General features: G+C 48.9%; 17 protein-coding genes, 1 tRNA gene and 2 pseudogenes. 5 read left to right on the top strand and 15 right to left on the bottom strand.

All coding sequences use genetic code 11. The features are described 5' to 3' along the window. Window positions 1-261: 261 nt before the first annotated feature. From ACOCLE_RS09505 to ACOCLE_RS09525, 5 genes and pseudogenes are all read right to left on the bottom strand, one after another. A tRNA-Ser gene (locus tag ACOCLE_RS09505) sits at window positions 262-354 on the bottom strand. A 673-nt stretch (window positions 355-1,027) separates the two neighbouring features. Continuing rightward, window positions 1,028-1,192 (bottom strand): annotated as a pseudogene (csrA, locus tag ACOCLE_RS09510) (carbon storage regulator CsrA); the annotation flags it as partial. A 401-nt stretch (window positions 1,193-1,593) separates the two neighbouring features. Further along, the gene (locus ACOCLE_RS09515) at window positions 1,594-2,835 is read right to left on the bottom strand and encodes an aspartate kinase (protein WP_419536502.1); all 1,242 of its coding nucleotides are present in this window, start codon (window positions 2,833-2,835) and stop codon (window positions 1,594-1,596) included. Between the two features lie 452 nt (window positions 2,836-3,287). Next, a complete protein-coding gene (alaS, locus tag ACOCLE_RS09520; protein ID WP_419536503.1) occupies window positions 3,288-5,909 on the bottom strand; it encodes an alanine--tRNA ligase in 2,622 nt (873 codons plus the stop codon). Window positions 5,910-6,121: 212 nt separating this feature from the next. After that, window positions 6,122-6,784: pseudogene (locus tag ACOCLE_RS09525) on the bottom strand (tRNA-uridine aminocarboxypropyltransferase). A gap of 153 nt (window positions 6,785-6,937) precedes the next feature. On the opposite strand from ACOCLE_RS09525, the gene ACOCLE_RS09530 reads away from it, so the two are divergent. Beyond that, the gene (locus tag ACOCLE_RS09530) at window positions 6,938-7,855 is read left to right on the top strand and encodes a M14 family metallopeptidase (RefSeq protein ID WP_419536504.1); all 918 of its coding nucleotides are present in this window, start codon (window positions 6,938-6,940) and stop codon (window positions 7,853-7,855) included. Between the two features lie 168 nt (window positions 7,856-8,023). Here ACOCLE_RS09530 and ACOCLE_RS09535 read toward each other — a convergent pair whose 3' ends face one another. The 3 genes from ACOCLE_RS09535 to ACOCLE_RS09545 form a co-directional block, all read right to left on the bottom strand. Further along, window positions 8,024-8,482: a regulatory protein RecX gene (locus ACOCLE_RS09535; protein ID WP_419536505.1), complete on the bottom strand. Its 459-nt coding sequence runs from the start codon at window positions 8,480-8,482 to the stop codon at window positions 8,024-8,026. A gap of 4 nt (window positions 8,483-8,486) precedes the next feature. Beyond that, window positions 8,487-9,584 carry a recombinase RecA gene (gene recA, locus ACOCLE_RS09540; protein WP_419536506.1) on the bottom strand — a complete coding sequence of 366 codons (1,098 nt, stop codon included), beginning with the start codon at window positions 9,582-9,584 and terminating at the stop codon, window positions 8,487-8,489. 124 nt (window positions 9,585-9,708) lie between these two features. Then, complete coding sequence (locus ACOCLE_RS09545) at window positions 9,709-10,203, bottom strand: CinA family protein (RefSeq protein ID WP_419536507.1); 495 nt, start codon at window positions 10,201-10,203, stop codon at window positions 9,709-9,711. A gap of 413 nt (window positions 10,204-10,616) precedes the next feature. Here ACOCLE_RS09545 and ACOCLE_RS09550 point away from each other — a divergent pair, with 413 nt between their 5' ends. Continuing rightward, a complete protein-coding gene (locus ACOCLE_RS09550; protein WP_419536508.1) occupies window positions 10,617-11,120 on the top strand; it encodes a hypothetical protein in 504 nt (167 codons plus the stop codon). A 244-nt stretch (window positions 11,121-11,364) separates the two neighbouring features. Here ACOCLE_RS09550 and ACOCLE_RS09555 read toward each other — a convergent pair whose 3' ends face one another. Genes ACOCLE_RS09555 through ACOCLE_RS09575 form a run of 5 tightly spaced genes read right to left on the bottom strand, consistent with a single transcriptional unit; the run spans window position 11,365 to window position 15,014 of the window. After that, on the bottom strand, window positions 11,365-11,901 hold the full coding sequence (locus ACOCLE_RS09555; protein ID WP_419536509.1) for a DUF3299 domain-containing protein: 537 nt from the start codon (window positions 11,899-11,901) through the stop codon (window positions 11,365-11,367). A gap of 11 nt (window positions 11,902-11,912) precedes the next feature. Continuing rightward, the gene (locus tag ACOCLE_RS09560) at window positions 11,913-13,175 is read right to left on the bottom strand and encodes an ABC transporter permease (protein WP_419536510.1); all 1,263 of its coding nucleotides are present in this window, start codon (window positions 13,173-13,175) and stop codon (window positions 11,913-11,915) included. Further along, window positions 13,175-13,918, bottom strand: coding sequence for an ATP-binding cassette domain-containing protein (locus tag ACOCLE_RS09565; protein ID WP_419536511.1), 744 nt, complete (start codon window positions 13,916-13,918; stop codon window positions 13,175-13,177). The genes ACOCLE_RS09560 and ACOCLE_RS09565 overlap by 1 nt, the downstream gene beginning before the upstream one ends. Window position 13,919: 1 nt before the next feature. After that, on the bottom strand, window positions 13,920-14,591 hold the full coding sequence (locus ACOCLE_RS09570; RefSeq protein WP_419536512.1) for a ZrgA family zinc uptake protein: 672 nt from the start codon (window positions 14,589-14,591) through the stop codon (window positions 13,920-13,922). A gap of 42 nt (window positions 14,592-14,633) precedes the next feature. Next, the gene (locus ACOCLE_RS09575) at window positions 14,634-15,014 is read right to left on the bottom strand and encodes a hypothetical protein (RefSeq protein WP_419536513.1); all 381 of its coding nucleotides are present in this window, start codon (window positions 15,012-15,014) and stop codon (window positions 14,634-14,636) included. Window positions 15,015-15,258: 244 nt separating this feature from the next. Here ACOCLE_RS09575 and ACOCLE_RS09580 point away from each other — a divergent pair, with 244 nt between their 5' ends. The 3 genes from ACOCLE_RS09580 (at window position 15,259) to ACOCLE_RS09590 (ending at window position 19,377) form a co-directional block, all read left to right on the top strand. Continuing rightward, window positions 15,259-16,116: a DUF922 domain-containing protein gene (locus ACOCLE_RS09580; RefSeq protein ID WP_419536514.1), complete on the top strand. Its 858-nt coding sequence runs from the start codon at window positions 15,259-15,261 to the stop codon at window positions 16,114-16,116. Between the two features lie 198 nt (window positions 16,117-16,314). Further along, window positions 16,315-17,820: an IS66 family transposase gene (gene tnpC, locus ACOCLE_RS09585; RefSeq protein WP_419535703.1), complete on the top strand. Its 1,506-nt coding sequence runs from the start codon at window positions 16,315-16,317 to the stop codon at window positions 17,818-17,820. A gap of 108 nt (window positions 17,821-17,928) precedes the next feature. Continuing rightward, entirely contained in the window at window positions 17,929-19,377 is a 1,449-nt protein-coding gene (locus tag ACOCLE_RS09590; RefSeq protein WP_419536515.1) for a cytochrome P450, read from the top strand. A gap of 23 nt (window positions 19,378-19,400) precedes the next feature. On the opposite strand, the gene ACOCLE_RS09595 is transcribed toward ACOCLE_RS09590, so the two are convergent. Together ACOCLE_RS09595 and ACOCLE_RS09600 are read right to left on the bottom strand one after the other, a co-directional pair. Beyond that, window positions 19,401-20,213, bottom strand: coding sequence for a crotonase/enoyl-CoA hydratase family protein (locus tag ACOCLE_RS09595; protein ID WP_419536516.1), 813 nt, complete (start codon window positions 20,211-20,213; stop codon window positions 19,401-19,403). 93 nt (window positions 20,214-20,306) lie between these two features. Continuing rightward, window positions 20,307-20,687, bottom strand: a complete 381-nt coding sequence (locus tag ACOCLE_RS09600; protein ID WP_419536517.1) for a hypothetical protein — start codon at window positions 20,685-20,687, stop codon at window positions 20,307-20,309. Window positions 20,688-20,874: the final 187 nt, after the last annotated feature.

A 20,874-nucleotide genomic window follows, 5' to 3' on the forward strand; every position in this document is an offset into this window, starting at 1 on the left:
GACTTCCATAGGGAAGATCGGTCATAAACTGTGCCAAATTTTCGATAGGCACTGTAATTATGGGCGATTGAAGCGTTCAGGTACTTATAATAACCTGAGTCATTCCAACACCATGAAATACGCAAAGCTCAACAAAGAACACGAAAATTAAGATGTAACCATAAAGCTATTTAGCAAGATGGACTCATTCTGGACACTTAAGGAAAAAGTAGTAACTTTGGGGATTAGTAAGAGGGAAAACAATAAATTAGGAAGGATATATGGCGGTGAGGGAGGGATTCGAACCCTCGATACGGCTACAAACCGTATACTCCCTTAGCAGGGGAGCGCCTTCAGCCTCTCGGCCACCTCACCGGGAACGAGAGCTATGTTACCCTGAACACCTTGAAAAGCAAGTCTTTTTTTAACCAATTCATCTGTACACGCCTTGGGATAGTAGCGGTTATCAACATAGATACTTCAGCCTGACCAAACAGACAGCCTTGCCCCCCACATAAGACTGCCAAGTTGTCGTGAGTATTATCCTTTTGATCAGGATACAGCCACAATTGCACAGGCTGAACTCGCTATTAGGTATGAATAATATGGCGCAAAGCCTGCACTTTCCGCCATGAGCATAAACAGAGACTCTCGGTTAACAACTTGTAGAGATACAGAGTAGAGGCTTGGAGTTGTGTAAATGAACTCAGAGTCAGGGGCAGCCCATGTGCAACACGCTGGCTTAGAGACAAACGACTCAATGAGCCCCGCTATGTTTAAAAAGCGGATCAAAGAAGCCAACGATTTGAATGAAGAGCATTGCAGATTTTTAGTACCTATCTGCAGATACAAAAATGCCCGACAATAAGTCAGGCATTTTCGAAAACTGTGTTTACGTATTAAAACGATCTAATGAACTCAATCAGAGATATAAACGACAGTTTTAAATCCATCAGTAAGATTCGTAAGATTCAGACTCGGATTCGTATCCAGACTCGTAACCTTCGTCTTCTTCATAAGAGCGACCAGTACCGCCTTTCTTGTGCTCTTTCTCTTTTTGAATTCTCTGGTAAATTTCTTCGCGGTGAACTGCGACTTCTTTTGGTGCGTTAACACCGATACGAACCTGGTTACCCTTTACACCCAGAACAGTGACAGTGACCTCGTCCCCTACCATCAGGGTCTCTCCTACGCGGCGAGTCAGAATCAGCATTTCAATCTCCTTATTTACATCTCTGTTAAGTCAACAACCGTCAATTCTGAGCACGCTGGTGCATTGGTTTGAAGCTGATGAAATCACCCAAAATGTTCGCGTGAAATTATACGACACCAACCCCAGCACAGACATTATTTCACATTAAAATTGCCTGCCCTTCAAACTGCTTTAGTACTCAGTTCAAAGTATTGAAGTATATGTCAGCTCAACCGTTCATGCTTAAGAATTATTCAGCAAACCCAGTCTAGTCACCAAGTTCAAGATTTCCATTCGTATTTTTACCTGCCGGAAATGGTTTGAGGGCTTGATAACACTGCCTCTTTCACCCTTTTCATATCAGGGAGATAGAGGCAGTATGGACCCCTCGCGAGGCCCACGGTTTTGATTATATTGACGTTTTAGACCCCATTATCTTCCAATGGTTCCCTGTCCAGCTCAAAAGCCGAGTGGAGCGCCCGAACAGCCAGCTCCAGATACTTTTCAGCAATGATGACTGAAACCTTGATTTCAGACGTTGAGATGATCTGAATATTAATCCCTTCCGCTGCCAGAGCCTCAAACATTTTAGTGGCAACACCCGCATGCGAGCGCATACCTACGCCAACAATCGAGACCTTGGCAATCTTCATATCACCATCGTATTCACGAGCTTCGAGCTCTTCAACGATCTGCTCGACCACAACTTTTGCCCGCTCATAGTCATTACGATGAACGGTGAAGGTGAAATCGGTGGTTTTGTCCTCAGCCGTATTCTGAACAATCATATCGACTTCGATATTGGCACGGCTGACCGGACCAAGAATCCGGGAGGCCACACCGGGAATGTCGGGTACGCCCTTAATCGTCAGTTTGGCTTCATCTCGGTTGAATGCGATGCCGGAAACTACCGGTGACTCCATGGCGATACCCTCATCCAGTGTAATCAGTGTTCCAGGGCCATCCTGGAAGGTATGCAGAACTCTCAGGTTAACATTGTACTTGCCAGCAAACTCAACGGCTCTGATTTGCAGAACTTTGGAGCCCAGACTGGCCATTTCCAGCATTTCTTCAAAGGTGATCTTGTCCAGGCGGCGTGCACCTTCAACCACTCTCGGGTCAGTGGTGTAAACTCCGTCGACATCGGTGTAGATCTGACATTCATCGGCTTTCAACGCTGCCGCCAGCGCTACTGCTGTCGTATCAGAACCGCCCCGGCCCAATGTAGTGATATTGCCTTCTTCATCACGACCCTGGAAACCGGCAACCACAACAACACGGCCAAGTTCAAGATCCCTGGTGATGCGTTCGGTATCGATACGTTTGATACGGGCCTTGGTATGGGCATTGTCAGTAACAATCGCCACCTGGCTACCGGTATAGGATGTGGCAGGACAGCCCCTTTCATTCAGAGCCATACTCAAAAGGCCGATGGTCACCTGCTCACCCGTCGAGAGAATAACATCCATCTCCCTGGGCGTAGGCTGTGACTGCATGGACTGGGCCAGCTCAACCAGACGGTTGGTTTCACCACTCATGGCGGAAACCACAACCACTACGTCGTGCCCCTGTTCGCGGAACCCCTTGACCTTGTCAGCAACTCCCTGAATTCGTTCAGTAGTGCCTACAGAGGTGCCGCCAAATTTCTGTACTATTAGCGCCATCTTATTCGTTCTACTTCAATCAGCCATGACTAGGAGGTTGTCCGGGAATAACGCCCTTAGCAAAAATCGCAGAAAATTGAGGATAAAAATTCGGTTTGCGAGGTGAACAGCGGTTCTACTTGTCGAACAAAACGGAATTTTTAGGCCAATTTCCTGCTACCGCAGCAGGACAGTCTATTTTCGGACAGACTCCTTATGATCAAGCTTCCCTGTACCAGCTCCCCGCTGTAACGTCCCATAAAATTTTACAGCACACTTTTATACAATACAGACATTCTGGCAGGAGCCGGACAGCGTAAGCTGCCATCTCTATCATTCAGTGGATGGCAGAATGTACCATGAATCGCTACCCGGGTGTATGCCTCAGGGCAATAAAAAACGGGCCACTCCCTGCGGAACAGCCCGTTTTTACATTTGCCTGTCAGAACAGATAACTATTCTGGCCAATCTGCTTACAACTGACCTTCCAGCCAGCCTTTAATAGACGACAGCGCTTTATCCAGATTTTCAGGCTGGGAGCCACCTCCCTGAGCAAAATCAGGTCGACCACCACCTTTGCCACCCAGCTGCTCAGCCACCATCTTCAGCAGATCACCCGCTTTGACGCGTCCGGTCAGGTCTTTGGTAACACCTGCCGCCAGAGGCACCTTGCCATCGGCTTGGGTCGCCAGGAACACAATACCGGAACCCAGTTTGTTCTTCAGCTGGTCAACCATGTCGCGCAAGGACTTGGGATCAATACCCTCAAGCTCTGTCGCCAACAGCTTAACACCATTCACCTCTACCGCCTGAGACACCAGATCTGAGCTGCCGGCACTCGCCAGCTTCTGCTTCAGCTGCTGCATCTCTTTTTCCAGGCTCTTGCTCTGGGCAACCAGCGCCTGCAATTTGGCTTCAAGGTTTTCAGGCTTGGCCTTCATCATTCGACAAGCGTTGTCTAACTCAGCAAACCGTGTCTGAACAAAAGCTTCGGCACCAGCACCCGTTACCGCCTCGATACGGCGCACACCGGCGGCAATACCACTTTCAGCAACTATGCGGAACGCACCAATATCACCAGTGCGACTGGCATGAATACCACCACAGAGTTCGATGGAGAAGTTGTCAGCACCCATGGTCAGGACCCGCACCTCATCGGCGTACTTCTCACCAAACAGCGCCATGGCACCTTTGGCCTTTGCGGCGCCCATATCCATCAGCTCGGTCTGAACCGGAGTGTTGGCACGAATCTGTTCATTCACCAGCGTTTCAATGGTCTTGAGCTCTTCCGGCTTAACCGCTTCAAGGTGAGAGAAGTCAAAACGCAGGCGCTCCGGATCAACCAGCGAGCCTTTCTGGGTTACATGATCACCCAGTACCTCTCGCAGGGCTGCATGCAACAGGTGAGTTGCCGAGTGATTCAGTGACGTCGCATGACGCTTAGCAGCATCAACATCAGCGGACACTTCATCACCAGGTTTCAGCTCACCCGATACCACTTCGACAATATGGAGGTGATGATCACCCTGCTTCCGGGTATCCACGACACGGACTGAGCCAGTAGCAAAGTTCAGCAGGCCGGTATCACCTACCTGGCCACCAGACTCGGCGTAGAATGGCGTCTGTTCCAGAACAACCGTCGCCTGCTGGCCTTCACCGATCAGCTCTACCTGATCACCACCGACAAACAGGGAGTGAACGCGAGCCTGACCTGCCGTGCTCTCATAGCCGGTAAAGGCCGTTGAGCCTTCAATCACCAGCTGATCGTTGTAGTCAACACCAAACTTGCTGGATGCACGGGCACGTTCACGCTGGGCTTCCAGCGCTTTTTCAAAGCCATCAATGTCGACTTTCAGCTCACGCTCGCGGGCGATATCTTCCGTAAGGTCAACCGGGAAACCGTAAGTATCATACAGAGTGAACAGTGTTTCGCCGGAGATCACCTCTCCCTTCATGGAAGCAATGCTCTCTTCCAGCAGTTTCATCCCTTTATCCAGGGTACGGGTAAACTGCTCCTCTTCCTGCAGCAGAACCCGCTCGATGTGCGCCTGATTTTTTGCCAGGTCCGGATAAGCGTCGCCCATCACCTTCACCAGTGAGCCCACCAGTTTATAGAAGAAGGATTCCTTGGCTCCCAGCTTGTGCCCATGACGGCAGGCACGACGGATAATACGGCGCAGCGTGTAGCCGCGGCCTTCATTAGATGGCATCACTCCATCGCTGATCAGAAAACTGCAGGAACGGATGTGATCGGCAATAACGCGCAGGGACGCTTCAGTTGTAGCGACACCACCGATAATCTCAGACGCATCGTTCAGGAGAGACTGGAACAGGTCAATCTCGTAGTTGCTGTTCACATGCTGCATCACTGCGGCAATACGCTCCAGGCCCATGCCGGTGTCAACCGATGGCTTGGGCAACGGCTGCATTTCTCCGTCGGCCTGACGGTTGTACTGCATGAATACGATGTTCCAGATTTCAATAAAACGGTCACCGTCTTCTTCTGGCGTACCCGGACGGCCACCCCAGATATGATCGCCATGATCAAAGAAAATTTCGGTGCAGGGACCACAGGGGCCAGTATCGCCCATCTGCCAGAAGTTATCGGAAGCATAAGGTGCTCCCTTGTTGTCACCGATGCGGATAATATCGTCCGCTGCGACACCAATGTCGTTTAACCAGATATTGTAGGCTTCATCGTCAGAAGCATATACGGTGACGCAAAGACGCTCTTTAGGCAGCTTCAACGTACCGGTCAGAAAGTTCCAGGCAAAATGGATCGCTTCTTTCTTGAAGTAATCGCCAAAACTGAAATTACCCAGCATTTCAAAGAAGGTATGGTGACGGGCGGTATAGCCGACGTTGTCGAGGTCATTGTGCTTTCCCCCGGCACGCACACACTTCTGAGAGGTAGTGGCACGTTTGTAGTCGCGCTGCTCACGACCCAGAAAAGTGTCTTTGAACTGGTTCATCCCGGCATTGGTAAACAGCAGGGTTGGGTCGTCATGGGGTACCAGAGAACTACTGGCAACCACTTCATGGCCGTTTTCCCTGAAGTATTCCAGAAAAGCAGAACGTATTTCGTTAGTCTTCATATACAGTTCCCACCGGGGGAGTTATCTCTTAACAGCCATGAGCGGAAAAGGCCGCTCACTCCAAAACACGAAAATGCCTGCAAAGTCTGAACGAGCGGCCTTTTCATAGTAAATTTACGCAAAACGGCCATTATATAGGAACGGTGAAAAAAAATGATCATTTCACCGCATCAATCGTGTGCTTTTTGTGGGTTTTTCTCATGAAAGTCCTGTTAACCATCTGGCTGGTATTGCTCAAGAATGCCCAGAGACCTTTGGTTTTCTTCCTTTCTCTGTCCTTTGCGAGCCCATAGATATCGGTCACAATAGACTTGCACCAGTGCCTCCATCAGCTGACGATTCGTGTTTTCACCCAACTGTCCAAGCGCCAGCGCTGCCACTTCGGCAGTAAACAGGTGCTGTTCCTGACGATTTCGCCTGAGGCTATAAATGGATGGATCCTCTGGCTGCAAGCTCAGCAAACTCAAGTTATGCAGCCAGGGGCTTTGACGATACATCTTTCTGGCCTGCTGCCAGGTTGCATCAATGATAATGAAGGCAATGTTACAATCAGATCAGGCATGATGACGCCATGGCGCTGCTTTACTCTGCGCTTCCACAGCGTATTCCGTTGGAAACAACAGTACTGGTAACCAGGCCGGATCCTCCAACAGTCTCAGCAATTCCTCATCCGGTGCAGTCCGGCTCCAGTTGAACAGGCGGCTACCGGGTATCGCTGCCTGAATCAATTTGCCCGTATTGGTCGGCTTATCAAACTCTTTATCGTGAGTAATCAGCCAGAAACAGGCAGAAGATTCCACCCGGGGGATTAACGGGCAGATACAGGCGCGCTCGGGCAAACGGCACTGAATACAATCACCTTTGACTGCTGGCATTACCTTCCGGGACCTTCTTTCTTTTCAAATCTCATAAATTTCATCATCATTCTTGAGCCATCATACACACTGACATTACCATTCAACGAGCCGGACAAAAAACAGTCCGGCACTGTATTTGTACTTTCACAATAATCAAGCTGTTGGAACCACATGCAATTAACAAAAAGCTATCCGATTGGAACACCCGGCAAGCCCTGGAGTGACACTGAACGCCTGGCCTGGCGCGAACAGGTGACGATCAAGCGTGAATATCAACAGGAAGTGGTTCCCAAAATCAAAGCCCTGGGAGACCGCTTTGACATCGAACAGTACGGTGCACTCTCTTACGATGAAGCCCGCTTTCCATTGTTCTGCCTGAAAAGTAAAAACTGGGACAGCAATAAGCCAACCGTTCTGATCACGGGTGGTGTACATGGTTACGAAACCAGTGGTGTTCACGGTGCAATCAAGTTTATGGATACCCTGGCAGAGCATTACCAGGAACACTTTAATGTTGTTGCTGCCCCCTGTGTCAGCCCCTGGGGTTATGAAACCATAAATCGCTGGAATCCAAACGCAGTTGACCCAAACCGTTCATTTTACCAGGACAGCCCTTCTGAAGAGTCAGCCAATCTGATGAAGCTGGTTGCAACACTGGATAATGTACTGGTCCATTTTGACCTGCACGAAACCACAGATACCGATGAAACCGAGTTCCGCCCTGCCCTGGCAGCCCGTAATGGTATTGAGTATGTCCCCTGCAGTATTCCTGATGGTTTCTACACCGTTGGTGATAGTGAAAATCCACAGCCAGAATTTCAGGCAGCCATTATTGAGTCTGTGGCAAACGTCACTCATATAGCGCCAGCTGACGAGAAAGGAAACCTTATCGACTCACCCATGGTTCAGCATGGTGTGATCCATTACCCGATGGTTAAGCTTGGCTTATGCGGCGGTGTCACCAACTGTACCTATGGAACGACAACGGAAGTCTATCCGGACAGCCCCAAAGTGACCGATGAAGAGTGTAACGATGCTCAGGTTGCGGCGGTTAAAGGCGGGCTCGACTATGTAATCGGTCTTCTGTAATTGCAAATTGCAACTTTACTTTTAATAAAATGACCACAAAGGCACAGAGACACCAAGTTGGTTCTGCCCACTCAACCCTTTTATTTGATAGGGCTGTATAAGCCAAACAAAAGAAGTTAAAGAAAAAACTTTCTTTGTGTCCCTGTGCCTTAGTGTTGAAAATAACAGTCAGTTTTTACCAGAAAGTGCAGGATATATCTGGCTCATGGAAAAGCCCCGCTGAGCCAGGAAACGGGTCTGTCGGGCTCTCTCTTTAGTATCTCTGGGAGCAGAGGCTCCAAATTTTCGTTCTTTTACCTCTTTTGCCAGCTCATCCCAATGATCATCCTGCTCCAACAGGTATTGACCGATCAGCTCGCCATCAATCCCTTTCTGAAACAGTTCCGACTTAATACGAACCGGACCGTAGCCTCGCTGTTGTCGGCTGTAAACGTAGCTTTCAACAAAGCGGTCGTCACTTTGCAACCGCTCCTCCCGTAGACGGGTCAGCGCTTCAATCACCAGTTCATGGGGAAAACGGACCGAGAGCTTTCGGGCCAGCTCGGTAAAACCATGTTCCCGTCGGGCCAGCAGATCCATGGCAGCCCGACGGACATCTTTTACCGTTTGAATGGCTTCAGCAGACATTCAATTACTCAGCCAGCAGCTCGTCCTGCTGCACACTTGCAGCGGCAGCGTCACCTTTTTTACCCGCATCTTTCTTTGCTTCAGCTTCCGCCTTTTTGGCAGCATCTTTTTCTGGCGTACTCATCAACTCATCACGGATCAGCCCTTCGATTTCGGCCGCCACTTCCGGATTATCAGAGAGATACTGGGCAGCATTGGCTTTACCCTGCCCAATTTTTGAGCCTTTATAGGCATACCAGGCACCGGACTTATCGATCAGCTTCTGCTTCACACCCAGGTCAATCACCTCACCCATATGGTAGATACCCTGGCCATAAAGAATCTGAAATTCAGCCTGACGGAACGGAGGTGATACCTTATTCTTCACAACCTTAACGCGGGTTTCGTTACCAATCACTTCATCACCCTGCTTCACGGCACCGGTACGACGGATATCGAGGCGTACAGAAGAATAGAATTTCAGTGCGTTACCACCGGTAGTGGTTTCCGGGTTGCCAAACATCACACCGATCTTCATACGGATCTGGTTGATGAAGATCACCATGCAGTTGGTCTGCTTGATGGAGCCTGTCAGCTTACGCAGAGCCTGAGACATCAGACGGGCTTGCAGACCAACGTGAGAATCCCCCATCTCACCTTCAATTTCAGCCTTGGGTACCAGCGCAGCAACAGAGTCAACAACAATGACATCGACTGCTCCGGAACGAACCAGCATGTCAGTAATTTCCAGAGCCTGTTCACCGGTATCCGGCTGGGAAACATACAGGTCATCCACATTCACACCCAGCTTACCGGCGTACTGGGGGTCCAGGGCATGCTCCGCATCAACGAAGGCACAGGTAGCGCCCTGCTTCTGCGCCTGGGCAATAACGCTCAGGGTCAGCGTGGTTTTACCGGAAGATTCAGGCCCGAAGATTTCGATAACACGGCCTTTTGGCAGACCGCCAATACCCAGGGCAATATCCAGCTGCAGAGAACCGGTGGAAATTGCCGGGATCGCTTCCTGCTTCTGGTCACCCATCCGCATGATGGCGCCTTTACCAAACTGTCGGTCAATCTGGCCAAGTGCTGCTGCCAACGCTTTTTTTCTGTTATCATCCATTCTTCACGCCCTCAGTTCGATTCTGACTTCATCAGGAACAGCTAAATAAGTAATACTGTATATTTAAACAGATACTGGATATTTGTCCAGTATATTTATTGCTTCGACAGGAACGGATCTTTTTTCAGGTTAACAAGGTCAGAATCCCCTGCAATGCCTGAACAACCGTTTGCTCCCTGATCTGATCACGATCACCCTCAAGATGAAAGTGCCTTGCAGCGGCTTCCTGTCCGGTGCTCCAGGCTATCCACACGGTTCCTACCGGCTTTTCCGGTGTCGCGCCACCCGGTCCGGCAACCCCGGTCACCGCCACGGAAATATCGGTTTTCAGCAACTTCCGTACACCCTGAGCCATGGCGATAGCCACCTGTTCACTGACGGCACCGTACTTATTGAGCAACACTTCCGGCACATGAAGAAGATGAGCCTTTACGCCATTGGCATAACAGATGACCCCCCCTTCAAACCAGGCTGAGCTACCGGGCATCGCCGTCAAGGCATGACCAATCCCCCCTCCGGTACAGGACTCGGCCGTAGACAGTGTCCAACCTCTGGAAATCAGGAGTTCAGCAATCTCGTAGACAATGGGGGACGTAGCAGAATGCAGTGTAGGTTCCATGGTCACTCGCCATACAGTTAACAGAGGAGCCAATCAGGATAGGATGTTATAACACGATTAGGGGAACTCTTCACAAGTAATCATCGAACGGTTCACGTCACAAAGCCAGTTTTCCGGAGAGAAAGTGCTTTGCCCGAAAATCCCTGGCAACGCTCTTTCTTTCATCTGGCAGCATTGGCCGTCTGGTGCATGCAGTTATTGTGAGTCACTCTTCGTTGATACTTATCGAACTTCTGTTAGCAAGGACAATCAATAATTTTATTTAAGTTTGTATCTTACCCCTTAATTTTTAATAAGTTACACAGGAAAAACCCATAAAATCATTTCACGTCATCCTGATAAAAATTAATTAGTCTAAAATTTCATCATTACAATCGACGCTAGAAGCCAAAATAAAAATCGGGACTGAATAAATGAACCAGATAAGAATATGCCTTATTCTCAGCATTCTTTTTTTAAGTGGCTGCGTAACGTTACGAGACTTTGAAAAAATGACGCCTGCTGATCGAGCCAACTTCGTTTGCGAGCAAGATTCTGTAGTGAAAGCCTATAAACAGCAGGCCAGGGACTTTGAAGACATGGCTTTTGAGAGCAGCACGGCCATTAACCTGGGCTATAGAATGGTAAAAAGCTGCAAAAGGGTCAAAATAGAAAAACCGGGGAACACCGTTTGTAGAAGTTATGAATACGATCATCAACTAACAACAGAATGCAAAACAGAAACCATTGTTGATTACGAAGAACAATGTAACGAAACTCCTGTTTCAGTCAACATTGACCATGAAAAAACAAAGCTCAGAGATTACAACGAATCATTTGAAAGAAGCAAAAAGCGTTCAGAGTTAGAATTCAATCAATGTTTCAATAGGGTAACATCAAAAACAGCCAAAGAAGCCTATGAATATTACAAAAAGTAGCTTAATCAATGATATACTCTTAGTAAGGAAAACGGCTCTGACAGGTTTATTTCAACCCAGTTTTTAGCACGGCCCGATACGAAAAAACCGCCAAATATAATGGCGGTTTTTTGTTTTCCTACAATGGCAGGCTGGCTAAAAACTAACACGCTGTCTGAAGCTCACTGCACTAATTAGCCTTCATCGAAAAAGTCTGATCCCAGACTCTGACGCAGATATTCATGGCAATGCGACTCTCACCAACCTATTCAAACTCCTTAATACTTTCCACCGTAATGGCATAAACAACATCAGTATACTCGGACGTATTGTTCTCAACCCTGATCACCCCTTCCAGCCAGTAGGGTGTATAGCCCGCTTCCGTCACTTTAATACCCTTATCATAGCGAACAAAAATGGTTTGATTAGGTGGCGGTGGTGGTACATGAACACAGGCTCCCATGGTGGGCACCAGTAACAGCTCTGTTGCTGATTGATCCTTACCTATATTCAATGGTACCAGGTAACCGGGAATTTTAACCCGCTGCTGATCCATGTCTTTTACAGGAACCTTGCCCAGCTTAACAATATAATCAATGGCCTCGACCTGGCTGATTTCACCGGCCTCATACTTTCGGACAATTTCCTCATCCACCGGAGGCATCAGGTCATCCCAGTTAATCTCTTTAACTGGAGGCGCCTTTGGGGGTTCAATCTTTGCCGCCATGGCAAAATTCATCAGCATAAAAGGCACCATGAGCACCAGTGCCATCCAGCCAAAGCGTTGTCTTCTCGTTATCATTATTCGCTCTCCTACAGCCTGACCGTCAGACCATCTGCCAATGAATTTTTATAGGCTCGCCAGGCAGGCACTGCACCCAGTATGGTCGCCGAAACAATGATGGCGACCGCCAGAACCCACTCAAACAGCCCTGGTAACGCAATGGTAATGTGCAAACCCAGCTGCATTTGCAATACTGGCTGAATGGCGAACAGCATTCCATACATCATTACAAAACCCAATAGTGTGCCAGTGATGGCATAGATCAGGGACTCGGTAATCATCAGGGTAAAGATATGCCCGGGTCGGGCGCCTACTGAGCGGAGAATGGCCATTTCTCTTCGCCGTTCATTCAGGGAGGTGAGAATGGTGGTCAACATGCCAACCAACCCCGCAATCACCACCATCACTGAAACAGCCAGCAATGCTTTTTCAGCGGAACCCACCAGCTGCCAGAGTTCCCCAAGAGCCACACCCGGCAAAATAGCCGTCAGCGCTTCCTGACGATACTCATTCACTTCACGCTGATAACGAAAAGCGGCCACCCGTGATTTCAGGCCCACAAAATAGGCCGTAATGCTGGAGGGTTGCAAATCCATGGCCCGTGCCCTGTCGGCAGACACAGAGAAAAGTGCATTGGGCGCCGCTCCATTGACCCAGTCAATGTGCAGCGCTTCAATCCCCTCCAGAGAGATCATAATCACCCTGTCCATAGGGGTTCCGGTAGGTGTTAACACACCAGCTACCCTGAAAGGCTTATCCTGATGTTCCTGCAGAGCCCTGCTTTCCACGCCATGACTCAGGACAATCTCCTGCCCAACCTGGTAGCCGAGAACCGCCGCCACTTCAGAACCAATGACTGCATCATAGAGATCATCAAATGGTTTCCCCTTTCTGAAGCGGATGGGCTGATCATCACCGTAACGAAAGTGCTCGAACAGGGTTTGAGAGGTACCCACCACGCGATACCCCTGATGGGAGTCCCCCAGGGCAATGGGTATCGTCCATGCGACCGCCTTATTGGTGGACAGGTCCTGATACGTTTCCCAGGTGATGTTATTGGTCGCATTACCAATATGAAACACCGAGTAGAGCAGCAGGTTAAGCGAACTACTCCGGGCTCCAACCACAAGATCGGTACCAGACACAGTACTGGTAAAACTGTTTCGTGCCTCAACCCGAACCCTTTCCACGCCCAGCAACAGAGCAACGCTGATGGCGATGGAGAAAATAGTCAGCAATGCCGTCGTTTTCCGGTTACTCAGACTTTTCACCGCCAGATGAAGAATCGACATCAAACCACCCCCGATGCTTCAGCTGACAATGGCCGATGCTGACTGGCACGATTGATTTCATTCAGGGCAACCGAACGATCAAACAGTGATTCCAGGGCAGAGTCATGGCTGACGAAAACCAGCGTACTGCCGGCAGCCTCACACTCCGTAAACAACAGGCGGATAAATGCCTCACGGGTATCACTGTCCAGGGCAGACGTCGGTTCATCCGCAATCACCAGTTCAGGGCGTCCAATCAACGCTCTGGCCGCAGCCACTCTCTGCTGCTGACCAATACTGAGTTCGGTTACCGGTCTCTGTAGCAGCTGCGTATCCGTAAGCTCCAGGTGATTCAGCAGTCGAATCGCTTCCTGCCCGGCATCAACGCCCATGGACTGCACGTTTTCACGACGCTTTCTAGCAAACCCCAGTGGCAGTGTGACATTCTCAATCACCGATAGATAAGGAATCAGGTTAAACATCTGAAAGATAAAACCGATGTGATCCGCCCGGAAATGATCCCGCCGCGCCGATGAAAAACGACCAATGTCATTTCCAAGCACAGACACATCACCGGCAACCGGTGTGAGCACTCCCCCAAGAAGTCCCAGGAGCGTCGTTTTACCCGATCCTGAAGGCCCCCGGATAAACACTTTCTCACCCTGACTGACCAACAGCTCCGGTATATCCAGAACCACAGTTCCCGGCTTCCAGCCAAACTGGACACCCTTAAGATGAATCACCGGTTGACGGAGACTGCTCATATCAGAAGCGCACCTCTGGTCGCTGACGGCTCATTTGCCCGGCTATCTGACCTGAATCGGTAAAACCCTGAACCTTCAACTGCTCACTGTTGCCAAACCGCTGAAACAGTCGGGTCGATATACTGTTGAGCTTGGCAATATTGGCACATTCATAAACATAGGTGGCGGCAATATCCATGTGCGAAGATTCATGGTGGTCACCTGAATCTGCATGTTGATTATGGTGCCCATGATCATCATGGTGTGATTCATGATGGTCGTCTGCCTCTGCATGGTGCTTGTCATGGCCATGATCATCATGGTGCGAGTCATGGTGATCATCAGCATCCGCATGATGGTCATGATGACCTTCTCCATGCTCACCACTGGCCGAAGCCGATGCCGTTTTCAATGTACAGGAAGCCGCCGGTGTAAAAGACCATAAATCGTCTTTTTTCAGTTCATTCAGGGCATCTTTAAGCTGCCCGCGCTGAGCGTCAGAAGTAATGGATTCAAAGCCAAGAATATCAAACCCCGGTGTTTCCAGCTCAAGATGAACCTGACGACCTTCAATGGCAAAGTTTAAATGACCGGCACCATGCACATGGGCATCGGCATGACGATTGGCATCAGCCAGCACGCCAGTTGATAGTAAGGAGCAGGTGACAACGGCCATTTTTGAAAAGTGACGCATACAAAATCCTGAAAGAAAAATAATGGATAAAAAAATCGAATGTCAGATTTTGTAGCCAGGAGGTGCCCGGGTTTGTCGTTTCGTTGGGGTGGGAGAATGAATCGACAGGAGATAGGGTTGTTCGTTATGAACTGGGTCGAAAAGAACGGTTGTTTTGGACAGATGTAAAGGCGAAGAGGCCTGAGACACCAGCATGCAGGCGGATGAATGGCGGTGCTCAGTGTTCTGGTTATCAGGTGTATCATCAACCAGTGAAATAACGGGATGCTGCCAGGATATTTCAGACTGCAGGGTGTTGTCCGGTGCAGTATGAACGTGGCTCAATGTGAAATGCACCACCAGCAGATAAACCGCCACCATCAGACAGGACAGCAATCGTTTGCTGTCTTTTCCATGGTCTTTCCGGCAGAGGCTGATGGTCATATTCTGCGATTCCTTTCGGTATTGTCCTCATCATGTCAGCAGAGGCCAGTACCCAGTATCAAGATGCAAGGTGTTATAACATAACATTACCAGATCTCCAAAAGATCATGCCCAGCCTACTAGCAGCCCAGCAGACTTACTACTGTTTTACCGAAAAAAATCCACATCTACCCTGTAGAAACGGTGCTATAAGATAAACGTCATTTGACACGTACCCTCCCCCTTTTTCTTTCAGGATTCTGATATGACGATATACAAGTTATCTTCAGCAACGCTAATGCTGTGTCTGATTCAGACAACCGCTTTTGCCGATCAATGTATCGGCGCAGGTGGTAGAGAGTACCTCAAGGATCAATGTGTAAGAAAGCACTATCCAGTTAAACTGTTTAAGCAACAGAAGCCTCATCCGCAAGAGTGCAGGCAAACAAGAGAGCCTGAACCAACCTGGCAACTGGTCGCACTGACCGATGCAGAGGTTCAGCCAGACTCCTACTGGCAATTAATCACACTCACCGGTACAGAGGTTTCCGATGGCCTTGTGGACACAGAGCCTCCAGCGAGCATCCCAAGAGCAGTAATCGACATTGAGCAGAATGACGATAAGATCTCCCTCAAATCAACCATTGACTACCAGCACTACACCATTTCCCCCCCCTCGGCAGAAGAGATTGCTTCTACCATCAATCAAACACCCCCTAATGGACATCACGGTCATAGCAAATGGCTGATCGAATGGAACTTCGAACCCAGAGAGCTGGGTAATGACCGATGTGAAGTTGACACCGCTAACATTAACCTCACAACCACCATCAGCATGCCCAAACTGGACTATGCCTCACAGCAGGACAGTCTGATCAATGCAAAATTTAACTGCTACTACGACTCACTGATGAAGTATGAAATGGCTCACCATGGCCATGCACTGAAGGCAGCCAGAAAAATATCCGATGTGCTTTCGTACCATGGGGAAAGCCAATGCTCCGATTTATACGATGAGCTGAAAGCAAAATGGGATGTCATCCATCAACAGGCCAACAACGACCACATGGACTATGACCGGGCAACAGACTTTGGCCGGTCCGGTTGCGCCATTGTTTTCTAACCCCCTGACTTAACGCTAAAACAATCTACACTAAAGGCTGGCGTCAGTGGTATTGCCGTCAGCCTCCAGGTCTGTTTCAAACAGACGTCCCCTGTATTGAACAATGAACGTAACTATTCAGCACCCTTCATATAAATCTGGAATTTTCTGATTTTTCGACCATCATCTTATACTCAATTTTTCTAACAAATCTCCAGTATGGAACCAGACTTCCCAGCTACTCCGTTTACCGAAGCTCTCCTTAAAGAGAATGAAGAGCTTCGGACCGAGAATGCGCTTTTACGGGAACGTTGCAGCGAACTGGAAGAAAGGGTTAATAAAAACAGTCAAAACAGTAGTAAGCCACCATCGTCAGATGGTTATCAAAAGCCCAGTAAAAAAGGGAGTGATAAAGGTGATACATCTTCCAAAGAAGCCCCCTGCTCCTCACAGGAAACACCGAACCCCAAAAGCCTTAGACCATCTTCAGGCAATAAACCAGGTGGCCAGAAAGGTCATCAAAGCTCTTGTTTGAGACGTGTCGCCTTACCCGATTATGTCAGGCATCTGAAGGTTGAAAAATGTTGCTGTTGCCAGTCTTCGCTTATCGATATTAAACCCACCAAATACATTGAGCGACAGGTTTTTGATCCAGGTAGACCCGGAGAATTTGAAGTTACCGCGTACTGGGCAGACGTTAAAGTATGTCCTTGTGGTAAACGGAACACCGCTGAGTTTCCCCAAGGAGTGAAAGCCGCTGCTCAATACGGAGAAGTGACTCAGGCAATGGCTGTTCATTTAAACCAGTATCACTTCATCCCATATCACCGGGTGTCTGAGTATTTCAATACTATTTATTGCATGAGTGTCAGCGCAGGCTCTGTTGCCAATTTTGTTGCCTATACCCATGAGAACCTGGCCTCTACTGAGCAGAGTATCCGCGATGCTTTACAAGAAAGTCCGGTTGCAGGAGCGGATGAAACTGGCATGCGGGTTGACGGTTCACTGTGGTGGTTACACATTATGCGAGATGACCAATGGACGCTTTACTACCTCTCAGAAAGGCGAGGTTGTGAAGCAATGGATGCAATGGGCATCCTGCTGACTTTTGCAGGCATTCTGGTTCACGATCATTGGAAGTCCTACTTTGCCTATGCGGCAGTGCATGTGCTTTGTAATGCCCATCATCTGAGAGAGCTTCAGGGAGTTGTCGATAGGGATGCGAATAAGCTGGCTCTGCGGCTGATGAAATTGCTTACGCTCTCCTGGCACTTCTGCAAGAAATACAAAGCAGCCGGTCTGACTCAAATGCCTGGTGCAATACAGCTTCGCATTGAGACGATATACGACCAAATCCTTCAAAGGGCTCTCACGAAGGAAACCGCTTATATGGAAAAACAACGACAGGTGCTTGGACGTAAGAAGGTCAGGAATACCAAGGCCTACAACCTGTTCAAAAGGCTTATTGAGTTTAAGGTTGAAACGTTGCGCTTCATGTCGGACTTTTCAATTCCCTTCGATAACAATGGCAGTGAACGTGATGCCAGGATGGCCAAACTTAAGCAGAAGATCTCAGGCTGCTTCAGAAGCGAAGACGGAGGTACCATGTTTACCCGAATCCGAAGCTATTTATCATCTGCTAAAAAGCAGGGGTTGAACATATTTCAGGCGCTTCTTAAAGCGGTTCGAAATTACAACAATACGCCTTTGCTGGGTGCTGAATAGTTACCAATGAACAAACTCTGGATCAGGCCTGCACCACATGGACGATAATCCTACCGAATAAAACGCCATGAAAAACGACATCCTTTTCCCGTCAATGAGAGTCCGTTCATGGTGAAAAAAAAAGACGGCAGTGAAACAACGATTCCTGCAACATTGGCAGTTCGGACAATCAGTGACCTCCCCGGCCCCAGAACGCTACCTATTGCGGGCAACCTGATCGGCCTTGATATGCACGCTCTGCACTTGCAGCTGGAACAGTGGTGTGACCGTTATGGCTCCTGGTTCAATATTAAGCTGGGACCGGAACGGTTCACCGTAATGGGAGATCCAGAAGCCATTCAGCAGGTTCTGAAACAACGCCCGGACCGTTTCTCCCGAATCAGAAGCATCAAACCCGTCTTCAAGGAGCTGGGCATTCACGGTGTATTCAGCATGGAAGGCAGAGAGTGGAAAGCCAGCCGAAAAACCACGACCCGAGGGCTGGATGCACGACACCTGCAGCGTTTCTACCCCAGCATAATCAGAGCCATTAATCGCTTGAAAGGCCGTTGGCAGAATCAGATGATTCAAGACCAACCCATCGCAGTCAGGGAAGACATGATGAAAATGACCGTGGATATCACTACCGACCTGACCATGGGCTACGATATCAACACACTCGAGAATGACCAGCTGGAATTTCAAATACACCTCATGCGTGTGTTTCCCATTTTATGGAAGCGCCTTAATGCGCCTTTTCCCTATTGGCGATACATCAAACTCCCGACTGACCGAAACCTGGAATATTCCCTGGAGGTTATGCGCAAACATGTCTACACCTTCATCAGCCAGGCGCGTAATAAAATGGCTGAACAGCCGGAATTGATACAACAGCCCGGAAACTTTCTCGAATCCCTGCTGGTACAGAATGATCTTAATGGTGATACCAGTGATGAGACCCTGTTTGGTAGCATTATCACCATGCTGCTGGCAGGAGAAGATACCACCGCTTACACCCTCTGCTGGATTATCTATTACCTGTCTATTGACCCGGATTTGCTGGCAGAACTGAGATCAGAGCTGAGAAACGGGATCAGTAGCCATGAGGAACCAAGCTGGGATGAATTGGAGAAACTGCCGTTGCTGAATGCCATTATTCAGGAAACCATGCGCCTTAAGCCGGTGACACCACTGTTATACCTGACCTGCCTGCAGGAAACCGAGGTAGACGGCGTACGGATTCCTCAGGGGGAGTCATTGATCACCATGACAGAATATGCCGGCAAGCGGAATTCATGGTTTCAACACGCAGAAATGTTCAATCCTCAGCGATGGTTATACCCGGAGTTGCATCAACCCCATTCACCGGAAACATTAATTCCCTTTGGCAGTGGCCCACGCTTCTGCCCGGGCCGCCAACTGGCACTGATGGAAATCAAGGCCTCAATTGCCATGATCTGCCATTACTTTGAATGGCAGATGGTCACACCATTGGACGATATTAAAGAGAATCTGTCGTTTGTCGTAAAACCCAGTGCCTACTCCATACAATTAAAACCATTCAGTGGCCGTGCCTGAACCGCCGCAAGAAAAGACACCTGTCAAAATGAACGCCGATCAATAAACGGCTGAGGTTCTCCCTGCTTGCTCAAACCGTTCTTCATGGCAATACGCTGATTTTTTCGCCCCAGCAGTCGAGCCTGAACCCAGCGCTCCCAACGCAGGGCCTTCCAAGTGTCAGCCTTCCAGGTTTTCTTGAACAGGTATTTCGCCGCAGCTACCGCATCTGGCGACTGCCTGCAAATCGTCTCAGCCAGTTGCTCAGCCTCTGCCATCGGGTCATCAGCCAATCGACTGATCAAGCCATAATCATGCCCTTCCCGGGCACTGAACTTACGCCCGGTCATGGTCAGTTCCTGGGCGATATCAATACGAGTCAGCCGTGAAAGTGTAGCCATACCACTCATATCGGGAATCAGGCCCCACTTCATCTCCATAATGGCGAGACTGGCATCCGCTCTGGCAATGCGATAATCCGTCGCCAGAATAATCTGCATCCCACCACCAAAGCAGTTGCCATGGATAACCGAAATGACGGGGACTGGCAGGTCCCGCCAGCAATGGGCAATCTCCTGGGCAATGTTCTGTTTGGTCCAGGGCAACTTCAGAAAGACTTTCGCCACAATGCTCGGGTCTTTATTGACGGCCTGAAAATCTAACCCCGCGCAAAAAGAGGGGCCATTTCCGGAAAGAATTACGCAGCGAATCCCTCGATCCTTCCGAATCTTTCTGGCGGTAGAAATCATGTCACGAAACATGGCCATATCCAGACCGTTATGTTTCTCAGGACGATTCATGGTGACGTAGGCAATGTGACCTTTTACTTCACAGAGCACGCGGGGTTGATCAGGCATGGGAACCTCAACAGCATCCGGTAATTATTATTATCGAAGCGAATCATTCCATAAATCGGATGCTGTCGCAAAATGGCGGTAAAAACTGATCAATCAGTGGTCACAAAACAGTCCGGGGATTGGCATTTGTGTAATGCTGTATTTTCCTTCCAGATCCCGATAGACAATAGCACTCCAGATAGTTCCATTTTCCAACTGGAACTCCAAGGCATAATTAACCCCGTTGACAATCTGAGAGTGAACCGCAAGCATCTTTTTCAGTTTTGCCGGTTTTTCCATTCCCTTGATCACCAGTTCCACCGCTTTCTTAGCCTCTGGGGTGACGTCAGATTTTGCCCAGCCACCGGGCAAACTCTCTTTCGCGTTGCAGATGGCTTCCGCGGTTTTATTATCAATACTGGGCTTTTCTTCTGAGTGTTCACAGCCCGTAAGTGCAATTACCGCGATCACGGCACAGATCGTTTTTACTTTCATCGACAACACCCCATCTAGATCAGTAACCAGAACAGTTTACTTCATAAAGCAAGATCCAGTTCTTGATTTGAGGAGGATTGTGGTATTTTCCGGCCTTGCCAATCGTAATGAATCTTAAGATATGCAGTTTGCAGCAATTATCGACAAATATTAAAACAACGGTTCAATTTAAAAGAGTCCGTAATCA

It is taken from the genome of Endozoicomonas sp. (assembly GCF_965196975.1).
In the GTDB taxonomy this organism is placed as follows: Bacteria; Pseudomonadota; Gammaproteobacteria; order Pseudomonadales; family Endozoicomonadaceae; genus Endozoicomonas.